This is a genomic window from Rhodanobacter aciditrophus (genome assembly GCF_050026795.1).
GTDB lineage: Bacteria > Pseudomonadota > Gammaproteobacteria > Xanthomonadales > Rhodanobacteraceae > Rhodanobacter_A.
The window spans coordinates 120,726-140,503 of record NZ_JALBWP010000007.1 but is presented as its reverse complement, the minus strand read 5'-3'; the positions used below and the strand labels follow the sequence as shown (position 1 = coordinate 140,503).

Sequence of the window (19,778 nt, the reverse complement as noted above, 5' to 3'; positions counted from 1 at the left end):
TGGGTCAACCCTTCATGCTGTCGATTTCGGCGACGTTGACCGTGCCGCGATTGCGGAACAGCAACACCAGGATCGCCAGGCCGATCGCGGACTCCGCCGCGGCCACGGTGAGGATGAAGAACACGAACACCTGCCCAGCCACATCGTGGCCGAAGCGGGAGAACGCCACGAAGTTGATGTTCACCGCGAGCAGCATCAGCTCGATCGCCATCAGCAGCACGATCACGTTCTTGCGGTTGATGAACAGGCCGGCGACGGCGATGCAGAACAGGATCGCGCCGAGCACGATGAAGTGCGAAAGGGTAATCATGGCAGGGGCTCCTGGGCCGGTGCGGCATCGACGGGACGCTCGGCCGCCATCTTCACCACGCGCACGCGGTCGCGCGGGTTGATCGCGACCTGCTGGCTGGCCAGCTGGCGCTTCACGCCGCTGCGCTCGCGCAGCGTCAGCGCCACGGCGGCGATCACGCCCACGGTGAGGATCAGCGCGGCGATCTCGAACGGCAGCAGGTACTGCGTGTACAGCGCCTTGCCCAGCCATGCGGTATTGGAATCGCCGGCCGGGTTTGCACCCATCGTCTGCGCGTGCATCACGCGCACGCCGATCAGCGCCAGCATCTCGACCAGCATCACCACCGCCACCACCAGGCCCACCGGCAGGAACCTCACGAAGCCTTCGCGCAGCTTCTCCTGGTCGATGTCCAGCATCATCACCACGAACAGGAACAGCACCATCACCGCGCCCACGTAGACCACGATCAGCGCGATGGCGAGGAACTCCGCCTCGGCCAGCATCCAGATGCAGGCGGTGCTGAAGAAGGTCAGCACCAGCGCCAGCACCGCGTGCACCGAGTTGCGCAGGCTGATCACCGCCAGCGCCGAGGCCACCGTGACCGCGCTGAAGGCATAGAAGCACACGAGTTGGAACAGATTCGGATCGATCATGATGTTCCGTCCTCAGCGATAGGCCGCGTCTTGCTCGCGGGCGGCGGCAATCTCCGCCTCGAAGCGGTCGCCGATGGCGAGCAGCTGCGGCTTGGTCACCACGTTCTCGCCGCGGTGCTCGAAGTGGTACTCGTGCACGTGGGTCTCGACGATGGAGTCCACCGGGCAGCTTTCCTCGCAGAAACCGCAGAAGATGCACTTGAACAGGTCGATGTCGTAGCGCGTGGTGCGGCGCTGCCCGTCGCTCTCGCGCGGCGCCGAATCGATGGTGATCGCCAGCGCCGGGCACACCGCCTCGCACAGCTTGCAGGCGATGCAGCGCTCCTCCCCATTCGCGTAGCGGCGCAGCGCGTGCAGGCCGCGGAAGCGGTTCGACTTGGGGATGTGCTCCATCGGGTAGCGCATCGTGTACTTCGGGCTGAACATGTAGCGCCAGGTCAGCGCCATGCCCTTGAGCAGCTCGATCAGCAGCAGGCTGTTGAAATAACTGATTACGCGTTTCATCGGAACCTCAGACCCCCGCGATGCCGTAGTACTTCATGCAACCGGCCACCAGCACCCAGACGATCGCGATCGGGATGAACACCTTCCAGCCCAGCCGCATGATCTGGTCGTAGCGGTAGCGCGGGAAGGTGGCGCGGAACCACAGGAACAGGAAGGCGAAGGCAAAGGCCTTGGCGAACAGCCAGATGAAGCCGCCGTGGCCGATGAAGCCCCAGCTCTCCGGGAACGGGCTGAGCCAGCCGCCCATGAACAGGATCGAGGCAAGGAAGCTCACCAGGATCATGTTCGCGTACTCGGCGAGGAAGAACAGCGCGAACGCCGAGCCGGAATACTCCACGTGGAAGCCGGCCACGATCTCCGATTCGCCCTCGGCCACGTCGAACGGCGCGCGGTTGGTCTCGGCCACGCCGGAGATGAAATAGATCACGAACACCGGCAGCAGCGGCCACATGAACCAGCCGAGGATGCCCTTGCCGCCGGCCTGCGCGTTGACGATGTCGGTGAGGTTCAGCGAGCCGGCCAGCACCAGCACGCAGACCAGGCACAGGCCCATCGCCAGCTCGTAGGAGATCACCTGCGCCGCCGAGCGCATCGCGCCGAGCAGCGCGTAGCGCGAGTTCGACGCCCAGCCGGCGAGGATGATGCCGTACACGCCCAGCGACGTCATCGCCAGCAGGTAGAGCAGGCCGGCGTTCGCGTTGGACAGCACCAGCTTCGCGCCGAAGGGGATCACCGCCCATGCCGCCAGCGCCGGGATCAGCGCAAGCAGCGGCGCCAGGTAGTACAGCGCGCGGTTCGCCTTGCTCGGCAGGATCACTTCCTTCAGCAGCAGCTTGACCACGTCGGCGAAGGCCTGCAGCAGGCCCCAGGGACCGACCTTGTTCGGCCCCATGCGCACGTGCATCCAGCCGATGACCTTGCGCTCCCAGTACACGAACATCGCCACCGCGATCACCAGCGGCAGCACGATGCACAGGATGTGGATGACCGGCCAGACGAGCTGGTTGATGAGTTGATCAGCCATGATGCTTATGCCTTGCCCAGGGTGATGGCCGCACCGTAGGGCGGCAGCGTGGCGGTGGTGTCCTGCGCAGCCTCGATCCACGCGGCGCCGTCGGGCACGGCGTGGTCGACGACCAGCGGCAGCGTCGCGTCGGCGACACGCACCGGTGCACCATCGGCCAGCCCCAGCCGGGCGGCCTCGGCCGCGTTGATGCGCACGGCCGGTGCGCGATTCAGCGGGTGCGCGTTGAGCGCGGTGGCGCGGCGCAGCACCGCATCGCTGCGGTAGATCGGCCAGGTGGCGATGCGGGAGAAGCCGCTGGCCGACCTGCGCACGGCCAGCGTGTCGCGCAGCGGAGCGCCACGCGCCACGATGCCGTCGCGCAAGCCGGCGAGGTCGTCGAACTCGAAGCCGGCGAGTTGCATCAGGCCGCCCAGCGCACGCAGCACCTTCCAGCCCGGGCGGGCGTCGCCCGGCGCCTTCGCACCGGCTGGCACCGTCTGCGCCAGTCCGTCGGCATTGACCAGGGTGCCGTCGGTTTCCGGCAGCAGCGCGATCGGCAGGATCACGTTCGCCACCTCACGCAGCGCGGGGCTGGCATAGGCGCTGAACGCCACCACCTGCTGCGCGCCGCGCAGCGCCGCGAGCGCCTGTGCACCGTCGGCGAAGTCGTGCGGCGGCTCCACGCCGTACAGCACATAGCCCTTGCGCGGCTGCGCCAGCATGGCCTGCGCGTCCAACCCGCCATTGCCCGGCACCACGCCGAGCTGGCCGAGGCCGATCGCGTTCGCGCCCACCGGCAGCTCGTCGTAGCCGGCGCCGGTGGCGCTGGCGATGAAGCGGGCGATGGCGCGCAGCCACGAGGCTTCCGGATGGGTGGCCGCGGCCTCGCCGAGGATCACCACCGCCCTGCCCGCCTTCAGCGCGGCAATGGCGGCGTGGTCGCCCTCGCCGCTGGCCGCGGCGTTGATCGCCCCGGCCAGCGCGGCCGGTGCGGCGGCGCCTTCCGCCACTGCGGCGCGGGCCAGTGCCAGCAGCGCGTCGACCATGCCCTGCGGCGGCACGATGGTGGCGCCGGCCAGCGTGTAGTTGAACTCGAACGCGGCCGGGTTGACCGCGTACACCCTGGCGCCCTGCTTGGTCGCCTGGTGCAGGCGATGGTTGAGCAGCGGCATCTCGCGGCGCAGGTCGGAACCGACCAGCAGCGCGGCCTTGACCTGCGGCACGTCGGCCACCGGCAGGCCGAAGCTCGCGGCCACGGCGTTGTCGGCGAAGTCGAGCTGGCGCAGACGATGATCGACATGGGCGCTGCCGAGGCCGCGCGCGAGGCGCAACAGCAGGTCGCCTTCCTCGTTCGTGGTCGCGGGGTGCACCAGTACGCCCAGTTCGCTGCCCGGCACGCCCTTCAGCGATTCGGCGGCGGCGGCGAGCGCGTCGTCCCAGGTGGTTTGCTGCCACTGGCCGTTGCGCTTCACCTCCGGCGCGCCGATGCGGTCGGCGGCGTACATGCCCTGGTGGCTGTAGCGGTCGCGGTCGGACAGCCAGCACTCGTTGACCACCTCGTTGTCGCGCGGCACCGTGCGCAGCACCTCGCCGCGGCGGATGTGCAGCCACAGGTTGGAGCCCAGCGCGTCGTGGTAGCCGATCGACGGCTTGGCGACCATTTCCCAGGCGCGCGCCTTGAACTGGAACGGCTTGTTGGTGAGCGCGCCCACCGGGCAGACGTCGATGATGTTGCCGGACAGCTCGCTCTCGACGTTCTTGCCGATGTAGGTGCCGATCACGTGGCGGTCGCCGCGGTCCATGCTGCCGAACTCGTAGGTGCCGGCGATCTCGCTGATGAAGCGCACGCAACGCGTGCAGTGGATGCAGCGCGTCATCTCGGTGGCGACCAGCGGCCCGATGTCCTCGTCGGCGATGGTGCGCTTGCGCTCGGTGAAGCGCGACACGCTGCGGCCATAGCCCAGCGCCATGTCCTGCAGCTCGCACTCGCCGCCCTGGTCGCAGATCGGGCAGTCCAGCGGATGGTTGATGAGCAGGAACTCCATCACGTTGCGCTGCGCGTGCAACGCCTTGTCCGAACGGGTCAGCACCTTCATGCCCTCGGCCACCGGCGTGGCGCACGCCGGCTGCGGCTTCGGCATCGGCCGGCCGCCCATCTCCACCTCCACCAGGCACTGGCGGCAGCTCGCCGCGATCGGCAGCTTGCGGTGGTAGCAGAAACGCGGGATCGGGATGCCGGCCCTGTCGGTGGCCTCGATGATCATCGAGCCCTTCGGTACCTGGATCGGCTTGCCGTCGACCTCGATGTTGACGAGGGCGGGCGCGGGGGTGGGGGTCGGCTGCGCGCTCATGCCGCGGCTCCAAGCTTGTCGTCGACCATGGAGCGGCCGTGCTCGACGTAGTATTCGAATTCGTTCCAGTAGTGGCGCAGGAACCCCTGCACCGGCCACGCAGCCGCCTCGCCGAAGGCGCAGATGGTGTGGCCCTCGATCTGGCCGGCCACCGCCTTCAGGCGATGCAGGTCGTCGGGCACGCCCTTGCCCGCCACGATGCGGGTGAGCACGCGGTGCATCCAGCCGGTGCCCTCGCGGCAGGGCGTGCACTGGCCGCAGGACTCCATGTGGTAGAACTGGCTGATGCGCTCGCAGGCGCGCACCATGCAGGTGGTTTCGTCCATCACGATCACCGCGCCCGAGCCCAGGCCCGAGCCGGCCTTCTGGATCGCGTCGTAATCCATGGTGAGGCCCATCATCACCTCACCCGGCAGCACCGGCATCGAGGAGCCGCCCGGGATCACCGCCTTGATCCTGTGTCCGTTGCGCACGCCGCCGGCCATCTCCAGCAGTTCCGCGAACGGCGTGCCGAGGCGGATCTCGTAGTTGCCGGGGCGATTCACGTGGCCGGAGACCGAGAAGATCTTCGGGCCGCCGTTGTTCGGCTTGCCCAGGTTGAGGAACCAGTCGGCGCCGTTGCGCAGGATCGCCGGCACCGAAGCGTAGGTCTCGGTGTTGTTGATCGTGGTGGGCTTGCCGTACAGGCCAAAGTTGGCCGGGAACGGCGGCTTGTACCGCGGCCAGCCCTTCTTGCCCTCCAGCGACTCCATCAGCGCGGTTTCCTCGCCACAGATGTAGGCGCCGGCGCCCAGCGCGGCATAGATGTCCACGTCGATGCCCGTGCCCTGCACGTTCTTGCCGAGCAGCCCCGCCGCATAGGCTTCCTTCAGCGCTTCCTCGAAATGCTCGAACGGCTCGTGATGGAACTCGCCGCGCAGATAGTTGTAGGCCACCGTGGAGCCGGTGCAGTAGCAGGCGATCGCCAGTCCCTCGATCACCGCATGCGGGTTGTAGCGCAGGATGTCGCGGTCCTTGGCCGTGCCGGGTTCCGACTCGTCCGAGTTGCACAGGATGTACTTCTGCATGTCGCCCTTGGGCATGAAGCTCCACTTCAGCCCGGTGGGAAAGCCCGCGCCGCCGCGGCCGCGCAGGCTGGACTTCTTGACCTCCTCGACCAGCGCGGCCGGGTCGGGCTTCTCGGCGAGGATCCTGCGCCAGGCCTTGTAGCCGTCCACCTTCTCGTAGCTGTCCATCGCCCACGGCTTGTCGAAATGCAGCGTGGTGTAGACGACCTGGTGGTCCTGGGGGGCGGGTCCGACCGGACCGGTAGTGCTTGCCATCTCGCGCTTACTCCAGGCCGTCCAGAATCTGGTCGAGCTTCTCGGTGGTGAGATGCTCGTGGTAATGACCGTTCACCGTCATCGCCGGCGCATACACGCAGGCGGCGATGCACTCCTCCTCCCGCTTGAGGTAGACGCGGCCGTCCGGGGTGCTCTCGCCGAGCTTGATGCCCAGCTTCTTCTCGCAATGCTTCACCAGCTCGTCGGCGCCGTTGAGCCAGCACGAGATGTTGGTGCAGATGGCGACGTTGTTGCGGCCGACCGGCTTCGTCTCCAGCATCGAGTAGAAGCTGGCGACCTCGTAGGCCCACACCGCGGGCAGGTCGAGATACTTTGCCACCGCCGCGATCAGCTCGTCGGTGAGGAAACCCTGGTTCTGTTCCTGCGCGGCGAACAGTGCCTGGATCAGCGCCGAGCGCTTGCGGTCCGGCGGGAACTTGGTCAGCCAGTGGTCGATGTGGTGGCGCGTGTGCTCGGTGAGCACGACGAGCGGATCGACGTTCTTGACCTGGTCGTAATGTCCGGTGGCTTTCATGCGTTTCTCCGTCGCGCCGGCTCAGCGGTCCACTTCGCCGAACACGAGGTCGTAGGTGCCGATCATCGCCACCACGTCGGGCAGCATGTGTCCCTTGACGATGGGGTCGATCGACGACAGGTGGGCGAAGCCCGGCGCGCGCAGGTGCACGCGGAACGGCTTGTTGGCGCCGTCGGAGACGAGGTAGCAGCCGAACTCGCCCTTGGGTGCCTCCACCGCGCAGTAGGTCTCCCCGGCCGGCACCCCGTAACCTTCGGAGAACAGCTTGAAGTGGTGGATGAGTTCTTCCATGCCTTCTTTCATGCGCGCGCGCGGCGGCGGGGCGACCTTGTAGTTCTCCACCATCACCGGGCCGGGGTTGGCCTTCAGCCACTGCACGCACTGCTTGACGATGCGGTTGGCCTGGCGCATCTCCTCGACGCGCACGAGGTAGCGGTCGTAGCAGTCGCCGTTGACGCCCACCGGGATGTCGAAGTCCATTTCGGCGTACTTCGCGTAGGGCTGCTTCTTGCGCAGGTCCCAGGCCAGCCCTGAGCCGCGGATCATCGCGCCGGTCATGCCCCAGGCCTGGGCCTGTTCCGGCGAGATCACGCCGATGCCCACGGTGCGCTGCTTCCAGATGCGGTTGGTGGTGAGCAGCTCCTCGTACTCGTCCACCTTGGTCGGGAAGTCGTCGGCGAACGCGTCGAGGAAATCGAGCATCGAGCCTTCGCGCCAGCTGTTCAGGCGCTTCAGGTCCTTGCCCTTGTGCCACGGCGACTCGCGGTACTGCGACATCTTCGCCGGCAAGTCGCGGTAGACGCCGCCCGGGCGGTAGTAAGTGGCGTGCATGCGCGCGCCGGATACCGCCTCGTAGACGTCCATCAGCTCTTCGCGCTCGCGGAACGCGTACAGGAACACCGCCATCGCGCCGAGGTCGAGCGCGTTCGAGCCGATCCACATCAGGTGGTTCAGGATGCGGGTGATCTCGTCGAACATCGTGCGGATGTACTGCGCGCGCTCCGGCGCCTCGATCCCCATCAGGGTCTCGATGGCGCGCACGTAGGCGTGCTCGTTGCACATCATCGACACGTAGTCGAGGCGGTCCATGTAGCCGATCGACTGGTTGAACGGCTTGGACTCGGCCAGCTTCTCGGTGCCGCGGTGGAGCAGGCCGATGTGCGGGTCGGCGCGGACGATGGTCTCGCCGTCCATCTCCAGCACCAGGCGCAGCACGCCGTGCGCAGCCGGGTGCTGCGGACCGAAGTTCATCGTGTAGTTGCGGATTTCCTGGGCCATCGAATCAGTTCCTGCGCCAGTCGTCGGCGGCTTCGGCCTTGGCCTGCATGAGGTCGGCGTCGTCGCGGATCACGCGCGGCACCAGCACGCGCGGCACCACCGACGTCACGGGTTCGTACACCACGCGCTTCTGCTCGGGGTCGTAGCGCACCTCGACGTTGCCGATCAGCGGGAAGTCCTTGCGGAACGGGTGCCCCACGAAGCCGTAGTCGGTGAGGATGCGGCGCAGGTCGGGGTGGCCGTCGAAGATGATGCCGTAGAGGTCGAACGCCTCGCGCTCGAACCAGTTCGCGCCCGGCCAGATGCCGGTCACCGAGGGCACCAGCGGCAGGCTGTCGTCCTCGCAGAACACGCGCAGGCGCAGGCGCTGGTTGTGCTCGATCGAGAGCAGGTGGATCACCGCGGCGAAGCGGCGCGGCAGGCTTGCGCCGCGCGGCCGGTCGCTCCAGTCGAAGCGCCCCAACGCCTCGCCTTCCACGCCGCGCGAGAAGCCGGTGCTGGTGACGTCGACGGTGTCCCATTCGACCTGGCCATAGCCGAGGTAGTCGATGCCGCACAGGTCGACCATCTCGCTGAAGCGGAAGCCCGGTTCGTCGCGCAGCGCGGCGGCCACGGCGAGCAGGTCGGCGGCCGCCAGTTCGGCGGTGGTCTCGTGGCGGACGACGCTGATCTTCAGCGTGTCGCCGAACCGTGCGGCCAGCCGCTCGGCCAGCGGGGTCTTTTGCGTATCGGTCATGGCAGCGCCTTCAGGAACGCGCGATGGTGCTGGTGCGGCGGATCTTCTTCTGCAACTGCAGGATGCCGTGGATCAGGGCTTCGGCCGTGGGCGGGCAGCCCGGCACGTAGATGTCCACCGGCACGATGCGGTCGCAGCCGCGCACCACGGAATAGGAGTAGTGGTAATAGCCACCGCCGTTCGCGCAGCTGCCCATCGAGATCACCCACTTCGGGTCGGGCATCTGGTCGTAGACCTTGCGCAGCGCGGGGGCCATCTTGTTGACCAGGGTGCCGGCCACGATCATCACGTCGGACTGGCGCGGCGACGGGCGGAAGATCACGCCGTAACGGTCGAGGTCCAGGCGCGCGGCGCCGGCGTGCATCATTTCCACCGCGCAACAGGCCAGGCCGAAGGTCATGGGCCACATCGAGCCGGTGCGCGCCCAGTTCATCAGCGCATCGACGCTGGTGGTGGCGAAGCCGCGCTGCACGACGGGGTTGTCGCCGGCCGGACGCAGGATGTCGTCCACCACGTCCAGCGGCTGTGGGTTGTGCATCACCTTGTCGATGGAGGAGATCACTCCCATTCCAGTGCTCCCTTCTTCCAGACGTAAGCGAAACCGATCACCAGCAGCAGCAGGAACAGCGCCATCTCGACCAGCGCCACGATGCCGATCTGCTTGAACACCACCGCCCAGGGGAACAGGAAGGCGATTTCCAGATCGAAGATGATGAACAGGATCGCGAGCAGGTAGTAGCGCACGTCGAAGCGTGCACGCGCATCCTCGAAGGCCTCGAAGCCGCACTCGTAGGGCGAGAGCTTTTCCGACTCGGGGCGGCGCGGACCGGCGAGCATGCCGACCGCCAGCAGGACGAGGCCGAGGCCGGCGGCCACGGCGATGAACAGCAGTACAGGCCAGTATTCGGCAATCACGATGCAACCTACCTCCGCGCCATCGGGGCGCATCAGTGACCGTGGGGCGACGGTCCGGCAATTCGTTTCGGCAGGCCATGACGACCATGGGCCTCGCGGCCGCGCTCGCAATCTCTTGTGACGACGAGCGCCCGACTCTCCACGATACGGGGGTCGTGAACCGACGCATTGTATCAGCGCATGCCGACACCACAACAGCTTGACGAGCACCGGCAGGGCATGGGACCGCTCATGCGCGGCCCAGCGCGGCGTCGTTACATGGTGTGGGTGGGTCGCTCGGAATTGAGCACGCCGGCGAGCATGTTCTCGATGCGCTGGCGCGCCACCTCGGCGTCCGGCGAATCGTTGAAATGGATGCCGATGCCCGCGGTGCGGTTGCCCTGCGCGCCCGGCGGGCAGATCCAGGCCACCTTGCCCACCACCGACAGCCGCTCGCTCTCGTCGGCCAGGCTCACCAGCAGCACCACCTCGTCGCCCAGCGCGTAGGGCTGCGCGGTGGGCGCGAACAGGCCGCCGTTGCGCAGGAACGGCATGTACGCGTTGTACAGCGTGGCGGCGTCCTTGATCTTCAGCGAGATGATGCCCTGGCGGGCGGCGACGGGATTCATGCGTGCTCCTGGACGGCGTCTCGGCCGCCGGTGCGGCGACGCTTCATGCTAGCGAGCACGGCGCGCGGCGCAAAGCACTCGCGCTCACACTTCGCGCCAGCCCCAGTGATCGAAGATCCATGGCGAAGGCAGCGCCAGCGACAACCGCACGAAACAGGCGTCGCCCGCCCGCGCCACCGGCCAGTCCAGCCGCCAGCCGCCCTGCCCGTCACGTCGCAGCGGCGCGGCGTGCCACGGCCATTGCTGTGCCTGGCCGGAAGTACTCGCCGCGGCCAGCCGCAGGCGCGGCTGCAGCAGGGGCGACGGCCGCCACGGCAGGATCCGGGGCGCCGCGGAAGGTGCCGGGCCCGGCCGCGCATGGCATTCCGGACGCCCGGCCAGTTCGCGCAGGCGGCCGCCGCTCAGGGCCAGCTGGCTGGCGTAGGCAGCCAGCGCATGCAGTTTGGCGTCCCGTTGCGCGGGCGTGCCGGGTTGCCCGGACACCGGCACGCCGTCGTCGCGGCCGTGGATCAGATAGCCGAGCAGCCCCGGTGCGTGACCCAGCCTGGCCAGCGCCATGCGCACCAGCACGTGCGCCGCGCCATGGTCGGGGTGGCGGTCGCCCAGCGCCGGCAACGCAACCAAGTCGGGGGCGAAGCCACCCAGCACCGCCGCCAGTTCGGCCAGCGCTTCCTGCCCTGGCTGCAGCAGGCGATCGAGCACGCCCATGTCCGGCCAACCCAGCGATTGCAGCGCCGCAGGCGGCAGGCCCAGCCGGTGCAGCGCCTCGTCCAGCTCGGAACGGCGACGCCGCCCCCAGCGCGCGCGTTCGGCCGGCCCGATCGACCAGCGCCGCTCCAGCCAGCGCTGCGGCCAGGGGTTGTTGTCGCCATCGGTGAGCAGCAGCACGCGCACCGAGCCGCCGGCCGCACGCACGCGCTGCATCAGCAGGCCGTTCGCGATCGTCTCGTCGTCGGGATGCGGCGCCACCACCAGCAGGCGGGTCTGCGCCGTGAAAGACGGCAACGGCGACGCCTCTGGCCCGGCCGTCAGCGCCATTGCGCCAGCAATTCCAGCAGCAGCAGATCGCCGCGCAAGGGGCCGCGCAGAGCATCGCGGGTGCGGTTCGCGGCGTCGTACCAGTGCACCAGCGCCTCGCCATCCATCGCGCTGGCGAGCGGCGCGGCGGCCTGCGTGGCCTGGGCGCGGCGCTCGTCGGCCGCGGCCTGCGCGGCGAACCACAGGCGCTGCGCGACCTCGTCGTCCAGCCAGCGCCGCGCCATCTCGGTGACCTGGCCACGACCAGCGGCCAGCGCCGCCAGGTCGCGCCGCACCTCGGCACGGCGTTCCAGCGCGCCCTGCTGCGCCCAGGCCAGGGCCAGGCCGGGATTGCCCAGCGCGGCGTCCAGCGCGGCGTGCGCCTGCGCCACACCCTGCGCCTCCAGCCAGGCGCGCGCCTCGGCGGCCGCCGGCACCGCGAACTCGATGCGCTGGCAGCGGCTGCGTATCGTCTGCGGCAGGCGCCAGGGCGCATCGGCCAGCAGGATCAGCAGGGTCTGCCCGGCCGGCTCCTCCAGCGTCTTCAGCAGCGCGTTCGCCGCCGCCGCGTTCATCGCGTCGGCGGGATCGACCAGCGCCACCTGCCAGCCGCCGAACTGGCTGCTCATTGCCAGCCGCGCGGACAGCTCGCGGACCTGCTCGATCACGATCTCGGTGCGTGGCGTGCCGTCCTTGCGCTGGCCGAAACCCAGCGTGACCACGTCGGGATGCGTGCCCGCATCGAGCAGCAGACAGCTGCGGCATTGCCCGCAGGCTTCGCCGTCCTGAGCGCGCTCGCACAGCAGGCCGCGCACGAAACGCTGCGCGAACGCGCGCTTGCCCAGGCCGGCCGGCCCGCACAGCAGCAGGGCGTGCGGCAAGGCACCGCGCTGCCGGCGCGCCTGCAGCCGCGCCCAGTCCGCCGCGTGCCAGGGCATCGCACTCATGCCCGTTCCTCGAACAGATGCGCGGTGGCGGCGACGGCGTCGCGCAGCACCGCCTCGACCGGCTGGCCGGCATCGATCACGCGGAAGCGCCGCGGTTCGGCCGCGGCGCGCGCGCGATATGCCGCACGAACTCGCTCGAAGAAGCCGTCGGCCTCGACCTCGATGCGATCCGCCGCACCACGGCCCGCGGCACGCGCGCGACCGTCCGCCACGGGCAGATCGAGCAGCAGCGTGAGGTCGGCCGCCACGCCGGCACAGGCCCATTCCTCCAGCGCGGCAATGCGCGACAGCGGCTGGCCGCGGCCACCGCCCTGGTAGGCATAGCTGGCGTCCACATAGCGGTCGCACAGCACCCAGCGCCCCGCAGCCAGTGCCGGCGCCACCGTCTCGCGCACCAGCTGCGCGCGTGAAGCGAACATCAGCAGCAGCTCGCTCTCGGCGCAGATCTCCTGCCGCGCGGGGTCGAGCACGATCGCGCGCACCGCCTCGCCCAGCGCGGTGCCGCCCGGCTCACGGGTGAGCAGCAGGTCCACGCCGCGGCTTTCCAGATGTGCACACAGGCCCGCCAGCAAGGTGCTCTTGCCGGCGCCCTCGCCGCCTTCCAGCGTGATGAAGCGGCCGCGCGCGGTCACTGGCTGCACCGCTTGAGCTGGTAGCAGTCGACGTTGCGGTTCTGCTCGGCCAGGGTGTCGGCGAACACGTGGGTGCCGTCGCCGCGCGCCACGAAATACAGCGCGGTGCCTGGCGCGGGATGCAGCGCCGCCATGATCGCCGGCTTGCCGGGCAGCGCGATCGGCGTGGGCGGCAGGCCCGGCCGGGTGTAAGTGTTGTATGGCGTGTCGGTGGTGAGGTCGGTCTTGTGGATCTTGCCCTGGTAGCTGTCGCCCATGCCGTAGATCACGCTGGGATCGGTCTGCAGCAGCATGTGGTTCTCGAGGCGGCGCACGAACACGCCGGCGATCTTCCCCCGCTCGTCGGCGCGGCCGGTCTCCTTCTCCACGATGGAGGCGAGGATCAGCGCGTCGTAGGGCGTGGCCAGCGGCAGGTCCTTGTCGCGCTGCGGCCACAGCTCGTCCAGGGTCTTCGTCATCGCCGCGTGCGCGCGCTTGAGGATGTCCAGGTCGCTGTCGCCCTTCACGTAAGCGTAGGTCTCGGGCAGGAAGCGGCCTTCCGGCTGCTCGCCGGCCGCGCCGATCTTCTGCATGATCGCGGCGTCGTCGAGGCCGGCAGTCGCGTGCTTGAGCTTCTCCGCCTTGCCCAGCGCCGCGAGCAGCTCGCGGAAGGTCCAGCCGTCGACGATGGTGAAATTGCGCTGCAGCACCCTGCCCGCCGCCATGTTGGCGAGCAGCTGGCGGGGCGTGATGCCGACCGGCGTGGCGTATTCGCCCGCGTGCAGCCGGCCCGCCACGCGCATCTGCACGGCCAGCAGGCGCCAGTACAGCGGCGAGGCGGCGCTGAGTCCCTGGTCGCGCAACTGGCGCACGATCTCCTTGAAGCTGCTGCCGCGGCTGATGTCGATGCTCTCGTTCTGCGTGGCGACGCGCAGCGGCGCGCCGCCGAAGCGGCTGAAGTCGCGCCAGCCCCAGACCGCCGCACCCACCAGCGCCAGCAGCAGTACCAGGATCGTGTTGCGCCACGTCTTGCGGGTCATGCCTGCTCCGTCGAAAAGCCGAGCCCTTGCCAATGCGCCTGCATCGCGCGGGCCACCGGGCCAGGGGCGAACACCTTATCCGCCACGGCCTGAACCGGCAGGATGCCGCGAACGCTGGAGCTTAGGAAGAGCTCGCCGGCACCGAGGCACTCGGCCAGCGGCAGGTCGCGGACCCGCGTCCCAGGGAACGCCTCCAGCAACTCGGCGCGCAGCACGCCGGCTACGCCGCAACGCTCCAGCGCGGGCGTCACCGGCACGCCGTCCACCACCGCGAACAGGTTTGCCGCGGTGGCCGAGACCACGTTGCCGCGCGCGTCGCACAGCAGGCCCTCGGCGACGGAGGGATCGTTCCATTCGGCGCGCGCCAGCACCTGCTCCAGGCGGTTGAGGTGCTTGATGCCGGCCAGCCGCGGCTGCTCCGCGAGGCGCATCTCGCACAGATGCAGGCGCACGCCGTCGCGGTAGGGCGCCGCGTCCAGCGCCGGCATGGGAAACGCCGCCACGATGCGGGTGACCCGCGGTGCCGCGGGCATCCCATAGCCGCGCTCGCCCACGCCGCGGGTGAGCGAGATGCGCAACACCGCCTGCGCCATGTCACCGCGTGACGCCTGCGCCTCGCGCCACAGCAGCGCAGGATCGGGCACGGGCAGGCGCAGCCTTGCGCAACCGCGCGCCAGCCGCTGCATGTGCCGCGGCCACAGCGGCGCCGCATCGCCCACGAAGCGGATCGTCTCGAACAGGCCATCGCCGTACAACAGGCCGCGATCCAGCGCGGAGACGGTGTCCTGCCGCTGGCCGTCGACCAGGATCATGCGTCCGCCGCGCCCAGCGCGCGGAGCAGGCCGCGCGCCTTGGCACGCGTTTCCTCCAGCTCACGCTCCGCCACCGAATCGGCCACGATGCCGGCGCCGGCACGCAGGCTCACCGTGTCGCCGGCCAGGGCCAGCGTGCGGATCAGGATGTTGAGGTCGAGATCGCCGCTGCGGTCGAGGTAGCCCAGCGCACCGGTGTAGGCGCCGCGCGGCGCGTCCTCCAGCGCGGCGATGATCTCCATGCAGCGCACCTTGGGGCAGCCGGTGATGGTGCCGCCCGGGAAGACCGCAGCGATCGCCTGCCCCGGCGTCACGCCCTCGCGCAGGCAGCCGCGCACGTTGGAGACGATGTGGTGTACGTGGGCGTAGCTCTCCACCGTCATCAGCTCGTCCACCTCGACCGTGCCCGGCATGCAGACGCGCCCGAGGTCGTTGCGTTCGAGGTCGATCAGCATCACATGCTCGGCGCGCTCCTTGGGATGCGCGGCGAGCTCGCGGATGCGCGCCACGTCGTCGTCGCCGGCCGTGCGCGGGCGGGTGCCGGCGATGGGCCGCGTCTGCGCGATGCCGTCGCGCACTTCCACCAGCCGCTCGGGCGAGGAGCTGGCGATCGCCCAGCGCGGCTGCTGCAGCAGGCCGGCGAACGGCGCGGGATTGGCGCGACGCAGGGCGGCGTGCAGCGCCGCCGGCGCCGGCGGTTCGGCGTAATGCGCGCGCCACGCGCGCGACAGGTTCACCTGGAAGATGTCGCCCACCTGCAGGTGTTCGTGGATACGCGCCACGCCGTCGAGAAAGCGCGAGGGCTCGTCCTCCACCAGCCGCACGGTCGGTGGCAAGGCGGGAACCGACGGCGTCGCCGCCAGGTCCGCCTCCAGCGCATCGAGCAGATGCTCGCTGCCCGCCTCGGCCACCAGCACGGTGCAGTCGCGCGCATGATCGACGATCGCGGCCACCGGGCAGCGCAGCGCCAGCGCCGTCGGCAGCACGGTATCGGGGCGCAAGTGCAGCCTCGGCTCGATCTCGCCGGCCAGCTCATAGCCCAGCAGCAGCGCCCAGCCACCGTGGAACGGCAGGCCGTCGTCCTCGCGCGGCAGGCGTCCGGCCTGCCAGGAGGCATCCAGCGCGTCGAGGAAGCGTGCGCCGACGACATCGCCGGCGCCGTTGCGCACGTCGCCGTCCGCCGCGAGCGTGAGGCTGTCCTGCGGAAACGCGAACAGGATGTCGAAGCGCGCCTGCGGCGTGCCGTGCAGCACGCTCTCCAGCAGGCACGGATAGCGCCCAGGAAATGCAGCGGCCGGTGCGAGCAGGTCGCGCCGGCCACCAAGGATGCGGCGATGGCAGTTCGTCACGTCAGAGCCTGCCCCATGCCTCCGCATGGCCCGCACCGGTAGCCGTTTGCGCGCAGGCCAGGGAAGAAGGAGGAAATGGACGTCCATCCGCGACCGGGTGATGCCGCAGGGATGCGGGCAAACAGGCCCGACCCGGAGGGATGTCCTGCCGCGGCCGCCACGCGGCAGCGCGCGGCTCGACCTGCCAGCCAGGCAGGTGCCGCGCCCCGCACTGCCACCTGACGGCCTCGGCAAGACAACGCGGGCTATGCGGAGGCACGGGGCAGGCTCTCAAACGCGGCGGAACGCCAGCGTGCCGTTGGTGCCGCCGAAGCCGAAAGAGTTGGAGATCACCACGTCCAGCTTGGCCTCGCGCGCAGTGTGCGGCACGAAGTCGAGGTCGCAGCCCTCGCCCGGCTCGTCGAGGTTGATCGTGGGCGGCAGCACCTGGTCGCGCATGGCGAGGATGCTGAAGATCGCCTCCACGCCGCCGGCCGCGCCGAGCAGGTGGCCGGTGACCGACTTGGTCGAGCTCATCGCCAGCCTGTAGGCGTGGTCGCCGAACACGCGCTTGGCGGCCAGCACCTCGCCGAGGTCGCCCAGCGGCGTCGAGGTGCCGTGCGCGTTGATGTACTGCACCTCGGACGGATTGATGCCGCCGTCATGCAGCGCGTTCTCCATGCAGCGCGCCGCACCCTCGCCGCCCTCGCTGGGAGCGGTGATGTGGTAGGCGTCGCCGCTCATGCCGAAACCCACCAGCTCGGCGTAGATGCGCGCGCCGCGCGCCTTCGCATGCTCGTATTCCTCCAGCATCAGCACGCCGGCGCCGTCGGACAGCACGAAGCCGTCGCGGTCCTTGTCCCACGGACGGCTGGCCCTGGTCGGCTCGTCGTTGCGGGTGGACATCGCCTTGGCCGAGCAGAAGCCCGCCATCGCGGTGCCGGTGGTGGCGAACTCGGCGCCGCCGGCGATCATCGCGTCGGCGTCGCCGTACTGGATCATCCGGGCGGCGAGGCCAATGTTGTGCGTGGCCGTGGTGCAGGCCGTGACGCAGGCGATGTTCGGGCCCTTCAGGCCGAACATGATCGACAGGTGCCCGGACACCATGTTGATGATCGAGCTGGGCACGAAGAACGGCGACACGCGGCGCGGTCCCTTCTCGTGCAGCTCGATCGAGGTGTCCTCGATGGTGTTGAGGCCGCCGATGCCGGCGCCTACCGCCACGCCGACGCGCGGCGCATTGGCTTCGGTGATCTCCAGTCCGGAGTCGCGCAGCGCCTGGGTGCCCGCCGCGATGCCGTAGTGGATGAAGGGATCCATCTTCTTGACGTCCTTCGGCGCCATCCAGTCGCCGGGGTTGAAGTCCTTCACCTGGCCGGCAATGCGGGTGGCATAGGAGGTGGCGTCGAAGTGGGTTACCGGCACGATGCCGCTGACGCCCTTGAGGATGTTGTCCCAGGCAGTGGCCAGATCGTTGCCGACCGGGGAGATGATGCCCATGCCGGTCACTACCACACGTCGCTTGCTCATGCTGTTGTTCCTTCGTGTTCCGGGGAGTGGCGCCGTGCGGCCGCCTCCCGTCGTTCGCGGATGCCCGTGATCGCCGCACACCATACGGGATCGGACGTTGCAGTATGCAGAAACGAAAACTGCGCCGAGACGGCGCAGCTTCCGGTGTCGCTACGTGGGCGGCAGCGCATCGCGCCGTCCTGCCACCGCTCGATCATTCCTTGGTGTGGGCCTTGATGTAATCCACGGCCTGCTGCACGGTGGTGATCTTCTCGGCGTCCTCGTCCGGAATCTCGGTCTCGAACTCTTCCTCGAGGGCCATCACCAGCTCGACGGTGTCGAGCGAGTCGGCGCCCAGGTCGTCCACGAACGAGGCGTTCGCCGTGACTTCATCCTCTTTCACGCCCAGCTGCTCGACGACGATCTTCTTGACGCGCTCTTCGATGGTGCTCATGTTGCCAAACCTCCCACGGGGAATTGTGTTGTAGGCCGGCCCGCGGCCGGCAGGACCGGCGGATTGTAGTGGCTAAGCCGCCAGGCCGCCATGCGTCCGCCGCCATGTTGCGACGCCGGCTTCCGTCCGACGCGAAAACGCAATTGTCGCCGAAAACGCGCCCACGCGCGACAGTTTTGGCATGCGTCGCCGTATGGAGCGGCGGCGTTTCAAACTGCCGCGCACGGCGCTCAGGGCATGTACATGCCGCCGTTGACATGCAGCGTCTCGCCGGTGATGTAGGCCGCCGCCGGCGAGGCGAGGAAGCCCACCGCCTTGGCGATGTCGCCGGCCTCGCCCAGGCGCCCCAGCGCGATCTGGCCCAGCAGGCCCTCCTTCGCCGATTCGGGCAGCGCGCGGGTCATGTCGGTGTCGATGAAACCTGGCGCCACCACGTTCACGGTGATGCCGCGCGAACCGATCTCGCGTGCCAGCGACTTGGAGAACGCGATGATGCCGGCCTTGGCCGCCGCGTAGTTGGACTGGCCGGGGTTGCCGGTGAGGCCGATCACCGAGGCGATCGAGATGATGCGGCCCTTGCGCGCCTTCATCATGCCGCGCATCACCGCCTTGGAGGTGCGGTAGACCGAGCTCAGGTTGGTGTCGAGGATGGCCTGCCAGTCTGCCTCGGGCATGCGCATCAGCAACTGGTCGCGGGTGATGCCCGCGTTGTTGACCAGGATGCTCACTGCGCCGAACTCCTTGGCGATGCCGTCGACCAGAGCCTCCACCGCGGCGGAATCGGTGACGTTGAGCACGCGGCCCTGGCCGCCGTGCGCGGCCAGCCGTTCGCCGATCGCGGCCGCGCCTGACTCGCTGGTCGCCGTGCCGATCACGGTGGCGCCCATCGCGGCCAGCTCGTCCGCGATCGCGGCGCCGATGCCGCGGCTGGCACCGGTGACCAGCGCGATCTCGCCCGTCAGTGTCTTGTCCATCGCCGTGTCCCGTCAGGATTCAAAGCCGCGAACCTTACACGGAAACGGGGGCGTGCTGCACCCTATCGGCAGCAGGCAGGCGTGGCGCCAGCGTACTCGTCGTGCCGCCGCCACCAGATGCCCGCCGCCTCGTTGCGTCCCAGCGGTGCGCGATCCAGCCATTGGTACATCCCCCACAGGCCGTCCAGCCCGCGCGCATAGGCGGAATAGCTGTGGTAGACGACGCCCTCCTCGAGCACGAATGCGCTCACGCCCGGCCGTTCACGGATGTAGGTGAAGGGATCGGTGCCGCACATCCGCGCGAACTGCGAAACCGGATGCTCGCCACCGAACTGCGTGCTCGGACCATCCGGCGTCTGCGCACTCCGCGTGGCGGCTTCGCGTCGATAGTTGTATTCCGCACCGCCTTCGCGCTGCTGCTCTTCGGTGATGCCAACCGCGAAATCGAGGTTGAAGTCGCTGCCGAACGAGGACGCCCAGGGAAAAGTCCAGCCCATCCGCTGCTTGTACGCCAGCAACTTCGCCAGTGGCGCACGCGACACCGCCATCAGCATCACGTCATGATTCGCCAGATGCGTGGCAAACCCGTTGAATCCGTCTGCGATCGCCGAACAGGACGGGCAACCTGCCGCGTAATCGGGACCGAACATGAAGTGGTAGACCAGCAGCTGCGAGCGCCCCTTGAAAAGCTCCGCCAGCGTGGCCTCGCCCTCGTCGGTGCCGAAGCGGTAGTCCTTGTCCACGCGTACCCACGGCAGTGCCTGCCGCCGGCGCGCCAGTTCGTCGCTGCGACGGGTCAATTCCTTTTCCGCCTCCAGCAGTTCAAGCCGCGCCGCGAGCCACTCCTCGCGGGTTCCGACGACGTGTGTGCTCATGATCGCTTCTC

General features: G+C 69.1%; 22 protein-coding genes. All 22 read right to left on the bottom strand.

Annotated elements, in window-relative coordinates; translation table 11 throughout:
* Positions 1-4: 4 nt before the first annotated feature.
* The 22 genes from nuoK to ACQGNW_RS01115 all read right to left on the bottom strand — a co-directional run bounded on the left by nuoK (position 5) and on the right by ACQGNW_RS01115 (position 19,767).
* On the bottom strand, positions 5-310 hold the full coding sequence (gene nuoK, locus ACQGNW_RS01220; protein WP_426661237.1) for an NADH-quinone oxidoreductase subunit NuoK: 306 nt from the start codon (positions 308-310) through the stop codon (positions 5-7).
* Positions 307-945 (bottom strand): NADH-quinone oxidoreductase subunit J, encoded by a 639-nt coding sequence (locus tag ACQGNW_RS01215; RefSeq protein WP_426661236.1) that lies wholly within the window; start codon positions 943-945, stop codon positions 307-309. The genes nuoK and ACQGNW_RS01215 overlap by 4 nt, the downstream gene beginning before the upstream one ends.
* A gap of 12 nt (positions 946-957) precedes the next feature.
* Positions 958-1,449, bottom strand: coding sequence for an NADH-quinone oxidoreductase subunit NuoI (gene nuoI, locus ACQGNW_RS01210; RefSeq protein WP_426661235.1), 492 nt, complete (start codon positions 1,447-1,449; stop codon positions 958-960).
* A 7-nt stretch (positions 1,450-1,456) separates the two neighbouring features.
* A complete protein-coding gene (gene nuoH / locus ACQGNW_RS01205) occupies positions 1,457-2,473 on the bottom strand; it encodes an NADH-quinone oxidoreductase subunit NuoH (protein WP_426661234.1) in 1,017 nt (338 codons plus the stop codon).
* Between the two features lie 5 nt (positions 2,474-2,478).
* A complete protein-coding gene (nuoG, locus tag ACQGNW_RS01200) occupies positions 2,479-4,806 on the bottom strand; it encodes an NADH-quinone oxidoreductase subunit NuoG (protein WP_426661233.1) in 2,328 nt (775 codons plus the stop codon).
* A complete protein-coding gene (gene nuoF / locus ACQGNW_RS01195) occupies positions 4,803-6,128 on the bottom strand; it encodes an NADH-quinone oxidoreductase subunit NuoF (protein ID WP_426661232.1) in 1,326 nt (441 codons plus the stop codon). The genes nuoG and nuoF overlap by 4 nt, the downstream gene beginning before the upstream one ends.
* Before the next feature lie 7 nt (positions 6,129-6,135).
* Positions 6,136-6,663 (bottom strand): NADH-quinone oxidoreductase subunit NuoE, encoded by a 528-nt coding sequence (gene nuoE, locus ACQGNW_RS01190; protein ID WP_426661231.1) that lies wholly within the window; start codon positions 6,661-6,663, stop codon positions 6,136-6,138.
* Between the two features lie 21 nt (positions 6,664-6,684).
* Positions 6,685-7,941 (bottom strand): NADH-quinone oxidoreductase subunit D, encoded by a 1,257-nt coding sequence (locus tag ACQGNW_RS01185; protein ID WP_426661230.1) that lies wholly within the window; start codon positions 7,939-7,941, stop codon positions 6,685-6,687.
* A gap of 4 nt (positions 7,942-7,945) precedes the next feature.
* Positions 7,946-8,677 carry an NADH-quinone oxidoreductase subunit C gene (locus ACQGNW_RS01180; protein ID WP_426661229.1) on the bottom strand — a complete coding sequence of 244 codons (732 nt, stop codon included), beginning with the start codon at positions 8,675-8,677 and terminating at the stop codon, positions 7,946-7,948.
* 10 nt (positions 8,678-8,687) lie between these two features.
* Complete coding sequence (locus ACQGNW_RS01175; protein WP_426661228.1) at positions 8,688-9,245, bottom strand: NuoB/complex I 20 kDa subunit family protein; 558 nt, start codon at positions 9,243-9,245, stop codon at positions 8,688-8,690.
* Complete coding sequence (locus tag ACQGNW_RS01170; RefSeq protein ID WP_426661227.1) at positions 9,236-9,592, bottom strand: NADH-quinone oxidoreductase subunit A; 357 nt, start codon at positions 9,590-9,592, stop codon at positions 9,236-9,238. The genes ACQGNW_RS01175 and ACQGNW_RS01170 overlap by 10 nt, the downstream gene beginning before the upstream one ends.
* 254 nt (positions 9,593-9,846) lie before the next feature.
* Positions 9,847-10,200 carry a PilZ domain-containing protein gene (locus ACQGNW_RS01165; protein WP_077483679.1) on the bottom strand — a complete coding sequence of 118 codons (354 nt, stop codon included), beginning with the start codon at positions 10,198-10,200 and terminating at the stop codon, positions 9,847-9,849.
* 84 nt (positions 10,201-10,284) lie between these two features.
* Positions 10,285-11,205: a PIG-L deacetylase family protein gene (locus ACQGNW_RS01160; protein ID WP_426661226.1), complete on the bottom strand. Its 921-nt coding sequence runs from the start codon at positions 11,203-11,205 to the stop codon at positions 10,285-10,287.
* Positions 11,206-11,228: 23 nt separating this feature from the next.
* On the bottom strand, positions 11,229-12,164 hold the full coding sequence (gene holB, locus ACQGNW_RS01155; protein ID WP_426661225.1) for a DNA polymerase III subunit delta': 936 nt from the start codon (positions 12,162-12,164) through the stop codon (positions 11,229-11,231).
* A complete protein-coding gene (tmk, locus tag ACQGNW_RS01150; RefSeq protein ID WP_426661224.1) occupies positions 12,161-12,796 on the bottom strand; it encodes a dTMP kinase in 636 nt (211 codons plus the stop codon). Before tmk ends, holB begins: the two co-directional genes overlap by 4 nt.
* Positions 12,793-13,815, bottom strand: coding sequence for an endolytic transglycosylase MltG (gene mltG, locus ACQGNW_RS01145; protein ID WP_426661223.1), 1,023 nt, complete (start codon positions 13,813-13,815; stop codon positions 12,793-12,795). The genes tmk and mltG overlap by 4 nt, the downstream gene beginning before the upstream one ends.
* A complete protein-coding gene (gene pabC / locus ACQGNW_RS01140; protein ID WP_426661222.1) occupies positions 13,812-14,627 on the bottom strand; it encodes an aminodeoxychorismate lyase in 816 nt (271 codons plus the stop codon). The genes mltG and pabC overlap by 4 nt, the downstream gene beginning before the upstream one ends.
* Positions 14,624-15,976, bottom strand: a complete 1,353-nt coding sequence (locus tag ACQGNW_RS01135) for an aminodeoxychorismate synthase component I (protein WP_426661221.1) — start codon at positions 15,974-15,976, stop codon at positions 14,624-14,626. Before ACQGNW_RS01135 ends, pabC begins: the two co-directional genes overlap by 4 nt.
* 270 nt (positions 15,977-16,246) lie before the next feature.
* Complete coding sequence (gene fabF, locus ACQGNW_RS01130) at positions 16,247-17,485, bottom strand: beta-ketoacyl-ACP synthase II (RefSeq protein WP_426661220.1); 1,239 nt, start codon at positions 17,483-17,485, stop codon at positions 16,247-16,249.
* A gap of 193 nt (positions 17,486-17,678) precedes the next feature.
* Positions 17,679-17,918, bottom strand: a complete 240-nt coding sequence (gene acpP, locus ACQGNW_RS01125; protein ID WP_077483687.1) for an acyl carrier protein — start codon at positions 17,916-17,918, stop codon at positions 17,679-17,681.
* Between the two features lie 230 nt (positions 17,919-18,148).
* Positions 18,149-18,892, bottom strand: a complete 744-nt coding sequence (fabG, locus tag ACQGNW_RS01120) for a 3-oxoacyl-ACP reductase FabG (RefSeq protein ID WP_426661219.1) — start codon at positions 18,890-18,892, stop codon at positions 18,149-18,151.
* Positions 18,893-18,954: 62 nt separating this feature from the next.
* Positions 18,955-19,767, bottom strand: a complete 813-nt coding sequence (locus tag ACQGNW_RS01115) for a DUF899 domain-containing protein (protein WP_426661218.1) — start codon at positions 19,765-19,767, stop codon at positions 18,955-18,957.
* Between the last annotated feature and the right edge of the window lie 11 nt (positions 19,768-19,778).